Annotated in this window: 6 protein-coding genes, 4 tRNA genes and 1 rRNA gene; 6 read left to right on the forward strand and 5 right to left on the reverse strand. The window is 46.6% G+C overall.

All coding sequences use genetic code 11. The features are described from left to right. Positions 1-6: 6 nt before the first annotated feature. From I8J30_RS29595 to I8J30_RS29620, 6 genes are all read left to right on the forward strand, one after another. Positions 7-1,056: a type IV pilus twitching motility protein PilT gene (locus I8J30_RS29595; protein WP_210664044.1), complete on the forward strand. Its 1,050-nt coding sequence runs from the start codon at positions 7-9 to the stop codon at positions 1,054-1,056. Beyond that, positions 1,056-2,264, forward strand: a complete 1,209-nt coding sequence (locus tag I8J30_RS29600) for a type II secretion system F family protein (protein ID WP_210664045.1) — start codon at positions 1,056-1,058, stop codon at positions 2,262-2,264. Before I8J30_RS29595 ends, I8J30_RS29600 begins: the two co-directional genes overlap by 1 nt. A gap of 36 nt (positions 2,265-2,300) precedes the next feature. Beyond that, positions 2,301-2,744 carry a type II secretion system protein gene (locus tag I8J30_RS33820; RefSeq protein ID WP_210664046.1) on the forward strand — a complete coding sequence of 148 codons (444 nt, stop codon included), beginning with the start codon at positions 2,301-2,303 and terminating at the stop codon, positions 2,742-2,744. A 77-nt stretch (positions 2,745-2,821) separates the two neighbouring features. After that, positions 2,822-3,577, forward strand: coding sequence for a prepilin peptidase (locus I8J30_RS29610; RefSeq protein WP_210664047.1), 756 nt, complete (start codon positions 2,822-2,824; stop codon positions 3,575-3,577). 13 nt (positions 3,578-3,590) lie between these two features. After that, the gene (gene pilM, locus I8J30_RS29615; protein WP_210664048.1) at positions 3,591-5,111 is read left to right on the forward strand and encodes a type IV pilus biogenesis protein PilM; all 1,521 of its coding nucleotides are present in this window, start codon (positions 3,591-3,593) and stop codon (positions 5,109-5,111) included. Beyond that, positions 5,095-5,748 (forward strand): hypothetical protein, encoded by a 654-nt coding sequence (locus tag I8J30_RS29620; RefSeq protein ID WP_210664049.1) that lies wholly within the window; start codon positions 5,095-5,097, stop codon positions 5,746-5,748. The genes pilM and I8J30_RS29620 overlap by 17 nt, the downstream gene beginning before the upstream one ends. A gap of 125 nt (positions 5,749-5,873) precedes the next feature. Here the strand turns inward: I8J30_RS29620 and I8J30_RS29625 are convergent. The 5 genes from I8J30_RS29625 to I8J30_RS29645 all read right to left on the reverse strand — a co-directional run. Continuing rightward, positions 5,874-5,948, reverse strand: a tRNA-Gly gene (locus tag I8J30_RS29625). Between the two features lie 9 nt (positions 5,949-5,957). After that, positions 5,958-6,040: transfer RNA gene (locus I8J30_RS29630), tRNA-Leu, on the reverse strand. A gap of 36 nt (positions 6,041-6,076) precedes the next feature. Further along, positions 6,077-6,152 (reverse strand) — tRNA-Lys (locus tag I8J30_RS29635). Positions 6,153-6,165: 13 nt separating this feature from the next. Beyond that, positions 6,166-6,241, reverse strand: a tRNA-Thr gene (locus I8J30_RS29640). A gap of 159 nt (positions 6,242-6,400) precedes the next feature. Further along, positions 6,401-6,494: ribosomal RNA gene (locus tag I8J30_RS29645) — 23S ribosomal RNA — on the reverse strand; the annotation flags it as partial.

Genomic DNA, 6,494 nt, shown 5'->3' on the forward strand with positions numbered 1-6,494 from the left:
GCCACTATGACACAAGTATTGGAACAGATCACAAGCTTGCTGCAGCAAGCACATGAGAGCAAAGCATCCGATCTTCATATTTCCGTTGGCTCGCCTCCTGTTATGCGGGTTCATGGCACACTTCAACGGCTGGGTGAGGAAGCAGTTACGATTGAGCGCTCCAGAGCAATGGCTACGTCCCTGCTTAACAGCGAGCAGCTGGCACACTTTGAGCAAGCCGGAGAGGTAGACTTCTCTTACGAGCTGGAGGGTTACTCTCGATATCGAATCAATGCGTACCGCCAGCGTGGCAAAGTGAGCATTGCAATCCGGACGATTCCTACGCGAATCCCTTCACTTGAACAGCTGCAGCTTCCTGCAATCATCGAGACGCTAGCTAATAAGCATCAAGGACTTGTCCTCGTTACAGGTCCGACAGGCAGCGGTAAGTCCTCGACGTTAGCGGCGATGATCGATTACATCAACCGAACGCAGAAGAAGCATATCGTCACCTTGGAGGATCCGATCGAATTCCTCCATACGCATTCCGCATCGGTGGTCGATCAACGCGAGGTCGGCAATGATACGAAGAGCTTTAGCAACGGACTTCGGGCAGCGCTTAGGCAAGACCCTGACGTCATTTTGGTTGGCGAGATGCGCGACCTGGAGACGATTTCGGCAGCCGTCACGGCAGCCGAGACCGGACATTTAGTGTTTGCGACCTTACATACAACAGATGCTCCGCAAACGATCGATCGGATCATCGATGCTTTCCCTTCTCACCAGCAAGGACAAATCCGTACGCAGCTTGCAGCTGTTCTTCTAGGGGTTATCTCGCAGAGGCTTCTGCCTCGCCCAGGCGGACAAGGCAGATCCTGTGCTACGGAAATTATGATCAACACCCCTGCTGTCGCGAACCTTATTCGCACCGAGAAAATCCATCAAATCAAGAGCGTCATGCAAACAGGACGCGCGCTAGGCATGCATACGCTAGACGCTTCGATTAAGGAGCTTCTACAGTCAGGACGTGTCGACCCGGCTGCAGCCAAAGTGTACTTGACTGAAGGTGCTTACTAATGGCTCAATTTGCCTATCATGTCAAAACAGGCGGCGGCAAGCAGCTAAGAGGCAAAATGTCCGCAATGGACAAATCGACGGCGGTTGAAGAGCTGCGTAAACGCGGGCTAGTCGTTCTTTCGGTGAATGAACACCGAAACACGATTCTATCGATGGACATCTACATCGGTAACCCGGTCAAAATGCAGCATTTCATCATCTACTGCCGCCAATTCGCAACGCTTATTCGCGCAGGCGTCACCATACTCGATGCCACGGGCATTCTAGCCCAGCAAACAGAGAGCAAGCCGCTTAAGAAGGCACTCGTCGATGTGCATTCAGGCTTGCTTCGCGGTAATGCCTTCTCGCAAGCCGTGCAGGAGCATAAGCGAATCTTCCCTTCCATGTTCACCAACATGATCCGCGCAGGGGAAGAATCAGGCGATCTGGAAGGTACGCTCGAGCGATTAGCTGTATTCTTCGAGAAGCAGCATATGACCAAGGAAAAGATCAAATCCGCCTTAACTTACCCGATGGTCGTAGGTTTTCTCGCCATCTCAGCCGTCATTTATCTGCTCAAGGCAGTTGTACCTCAGTTCGTAAGCATGTTTGATTCCATGGATGCCAAGCTCCCAGCCATCACTGTAATGGTTATGGCAGCAAGCAAGAGTATTGAAAATCAGTGGTATCTATGGCTGCTTGTTGTTGTAATTTTCGTTGTCGGCTTCATCACAGCCAAACGCACCACAAGCGGAGCCTATGCAATAGATTACATGAAGCTTAAGCTGCCGATCTTCGGCAAGCTTTCGCAGAAGGGCGTAATTGCCCAAATGTCGCGCACCATGTCTTCCCTCTATGCCAGTTCGGTTCCCATGCTTCAAGCTCTTACCATCGTCGAAGAGGTTGTAGCCAATCGGGTCGTAGGTAAAGTCATTCGAAGCGCAGGGGATTCTCTAAGACAAGGTACACCGCTTTCGGATCCACTTAAGAAGTCGTGGGTGTTCCCACCACTGGTTACTCAGATGATTGCAATTGGGGAAGAGACAGGCTCTCTTGACCTGATGCTCTCCAAAGTAGCGGACTTCTATGAAATGGATGTCGAGAACACAGTCGACCGGATGAAGTCATTAATCGAGCCTATCTTGCTCGTATTTCTCGCCGGTATGGTCGGAGTCATCGTGGCAGCCATCATGCTGCCTATGTTCAGTCTATATAGTCAAATGGGCTAAGTAGGCAAGTAAAAACAATTCAGGGAGGAATTAAAAATGGTATCGAAAGTATTGAAGCGTGCGAGAGAGAATGAGAAAGGTTTTACATTAATTGAGTTACTAGCTGTTATCGTCATCTTAGGGGTCATTGCCGCGATTGCAATTCCACTTATTTCCAGCATTATAAGCAAGTCGAAGACTGATTCGGATATTGCAACTGCTCGTCAAATTTACGATGCTTCACGAATTTATGTAACATCTGAGTTAAATGGTGATTTTAAAACTGCTGGTGCAATTCCAATCGTTGGCGATGCAACTACTCCAGGTCTAATCTCCAAAGGCTATCTTTCTACCGATATTATTCTTCCAAGTACAAAGACTGCAATTACAGATGGGACAGTTACTTTTAATACTAGTGGTAATCTCACAGAAGTATTGATCAGTACAGATAAAACAAAAACCACAGATGATAAAAAATATGATACTGATGATCTTAAATAACACCTTTTAGATCGCAATGGAACCGGATCCGTTCCGGTTCCTTTCTCTTCATTTTAGATAGAAAGTAGCCATTCAATATGACGACTGCCCTAGCAATCTATTTATTCATCCTTGGCCTCGTATGTGGCTCGTTTTTTAACGTCGTGGGCTTGCGTGTACCTCTAAAACAATCTCTCATTCATCCGTCCTCTCACTGTACAAGCTGCCAAACAAAATTAAGGAAACGTGATTTAATCCCCCTATTTAGTTATCTATTTGCACGAGGCCGCTGTCGTCATTGCGGTACATCTGTCTCTCCTTTATATCCACTTGGTGAATTCATCACCGGACTACTGTTCATGAGTATGTTTCTGTATTCAGGCCTAGGCACTGAGCTCTTCACGGGGCTGCTGCTTGTTAGTTTATCCGTTATCATCACCGTTTCCGATCTCAAATACATGTTAATTCCGAATAACGTACTTCTGACTTTTCTCCCAATGCTCCTACTTTCTCGACTACTACATCACGACCAACCGTTATGGCATTACGCGGTAGGTGCCTTACTCGGCGGTGGTATGCTACTGCTGATTAATCTTATCTCACGTGGCCAAATGGGGCTAGGAGATGCCAAGCTGTTCTTTGTATGTGGATTGGCTATTGGTCTACCCCACATTCTAGTTGCAATGCTTCTTGCTTGTCTGACCGGTTCGATCGTAGGCGGCACCTTGCAGCTACTTCATCTAGTCAAACGAAAACAACCGATTCCTTTTGGTCCTTTCCTTGCAATAGGTACGCTTGCCGCATATTGCTTCGGAGACGATCTGATAAAAGGATATCTAGCTATAATAACCTAAGCGGGATGTGATCTTGTTGATAACCATTGGCTCTAAACAAATCGGTCTGACTATTGAACAAACCGCCATCCGTTTCACTACGCTTCGCAAGAAAAAAGCATGGGATCTGGATCGGACCGGATTTCTTCCGCTTCCTGATGGTGCCATTGTTGATGATCAGTTCGTCAAACTAGAAGAAATCCGCGGTATTTTTAAGAAATGGATTCAACAAGAGAAGCTTACCGGTGCAACCGTTTCGCTTGCCGTGCCAACTTCACAAATTATTGTTCGTAAAATGCGCATCCCAACCACCAATGATAAAGAGCTTCGGGCTTTAATTGAGCTGGAAGTTGAGACAACGCTCCATCTGCCATTCGAAGAGCCGATCTACGATTTTCTGCAGATTGGCAAGGATGAGACTAGCACACAGGTTTTAATATTTGCAGCTCCACTTAAGTGGATTCGCACTGCTATGGAATTAATGGAGGATTCCGGCTTACGCGTTAAAGCCATTACTTTCCCTGCGGCTGCCCTAGCAAAATCATTATTTGCACAACAAACCGAAAAAACAAGTGAAACGATGGTTCTGAACATCGGTGATTCTATGCTCGAGATCTTTATGTTCCATGAAGGCAGCCCGATCTTCATGAGGGCGATCAACCTTTTGGAAAGTGGCGATCATCAACCCGGTCACTTGAACGAATCCCAGTTATCCGAGCTAAGTACGGAGATCTCGCGGATCCTGAATTTCTATCAATTCGGGCTTCATGAAGGCGCCTCGCGCATTAGTAAAGCTATCGTAGCTGGATCCGTATCCGCACAGCAAGTCCTTATTTCCATATTGCGTGAAACACAGGCGGAAATCGCCATTCACGAAGCAGATTTCCCTTCCTTTGAAGACGGAAGTCTAGATGATGAGCAGGCTAATTATTTGATTCCTGCCGGTCTCGCTCTCCCTAAGGACCTTAGCTTCAACATCGATCTGCTTCCCAGAGTTAATCGTGAAGCCAAACTACTCCCTGTTGTTATCACTAGCGCTTTAGGTGCTTGGCTGCTCATTATGACACTGATCGGTTATTCCTTCATGACTAACCGTACTGAAATATCAGATAACAAGGATCAGGTACAAACCTTAAATGATCAAATTGCACTCGCTCAAAATGAACTGCTTACAGGAGCTGCTCATGGCCAGTCAAATCCACTCTCGGAAATAGAAGCAATCAAGAAGAAACAAAAAGACGTAGTTGCGATCGTTAATGAGCTTGAACATAAGCTCCCGCTAAGTGCTGAAATCCGTACACTTGGCTACACGGAACAAGGACAGATTTCTCTAACCGCCAGCTTCAATTCGATGAAAGATATGTCCCGCTACCTGTTCGATTTACACCGCTTATCTTTTGCTGAAGATGCAGGCTTGCAAACGATGTCCAAAGGTGAGACTATGGCCACATCGACCGATAGCGGTGGGATCTCCGTCTCCAATCCATATACGGCTTCATTTAGCGTCAAGATGAAGCGGTCGAAGGAGGATGAGAACAATGGAACAACTAACTAAAAACCGGTCCTTATCCGTGCTCTTAGTGGCAGTACTGTTTCTGGCCTTGTTTGCAATTTATAGCTACTTGCTAAAACCATCAGCGGACCAAATTACCGATCAACAGGCTGAGATTGAACGTCTAAACAATGAGTACAATCTGCTGAGTAAAAAACTCGCAGAGAAAAAAGAAGAGAGCAACGAATATTCCAAGGAAAATGTACAGCAAGCACTTCCGCTATGGGATAATACAGAGCAGTTGTTGCTTGATTTACAACAAATTGAATCAAGCACCGGTGGCGAGGCTCTAACCGCTACCTTTACTCCTGACCGTGTTGATGATCAAGAGAATGCGGACACAAGTGCAAGCGAAAATACTGATTCTACTACAAACAGCAGCACTTCATTTGGTCCTAATGTGAAACAACTCAAAGTAGGCCTAGTTATAAAAGGTAAATACGCAGACATTTTGCGTTATATCGAAGAACTGCAAAAGCTGCCAAGGTTAATTACGGTTGATTCTTTTGACGTAGCGAAATCGAGCAGTTTATCCGGTGACGCCAAGCCTATCTCAGCCAATCTGGCGTTCACAGCCTACTTCGATCCATCCTACAAGTCACTTGCAAAAGATGTTCTTCTCCCTTTCGAAGAGAAATAAAACAAGCCGCCCTTACGTGAATCCATCACAACAAGGGCGGCTTTTCTTTGCCTATTCAACACAAAAAAGACGATCCCCAGATGAACTGGAAACCGTCATTCTATATCAAGTATTTGATTGTGTGATGGAGCGGAAGACGGGAATCGAACCCGCGACCCTCGCCTTGGCAAGGCGATGCTCTACCGCTGAGCCACTTCCGCAGGTAAATATGGTGCGCGTAGAGGGACTTGAACCCCCACGGTCGCCCGCCAGATCCTAAGTCTGGTGCGTCTGCCAATTCCGCCATACGCGCATAATGTAATGTGCCCCCATTGTCGTTAAACGAAAATGGTGAGCCATGTAGGACTCGAACCTACGACACCCTGATTAAAAGTCAGGTGCTCTACCAACTGAGCTAATGGCTCAATTTTAAAAAAATGGTGCCGGCGATAGGAGTCGAACCCACGACCTACTGATTACAAGTCAGTTGCTCTACCAACTGAGCTACACCGGCATGTGTATTATTTTCAAGTTTAACCAAACTCAATGAAATAAAACCCACAAGTGGGTTATTCAATTAGCTGGTTTGCAACTTGAAAACTGGATACGAACCTTTGCGAAGGTCTTGTTTTAGCTGATCTTGTCCGAAGTTGAACATCCGAGCGAATGTTCGTAGGATAAGCCCTCGACCGATTAGTATTCGTCAGCTGCATGCATTGCTGCACTTCCACCTCGAACCTATCAACCTGATCGTCTTTCAGGGGTCT

The organism is Paenibacillus lignilyticus (assembly GCF_017942085.1).
In the GTDB taxonomy this organism is placed as follows: Bacteria; Bacillota; Bacilli; order Paenibacillales; family Paenibacillaceae; genus Paenibacillus_Z; species Paenibacillus_Z lignilyticus.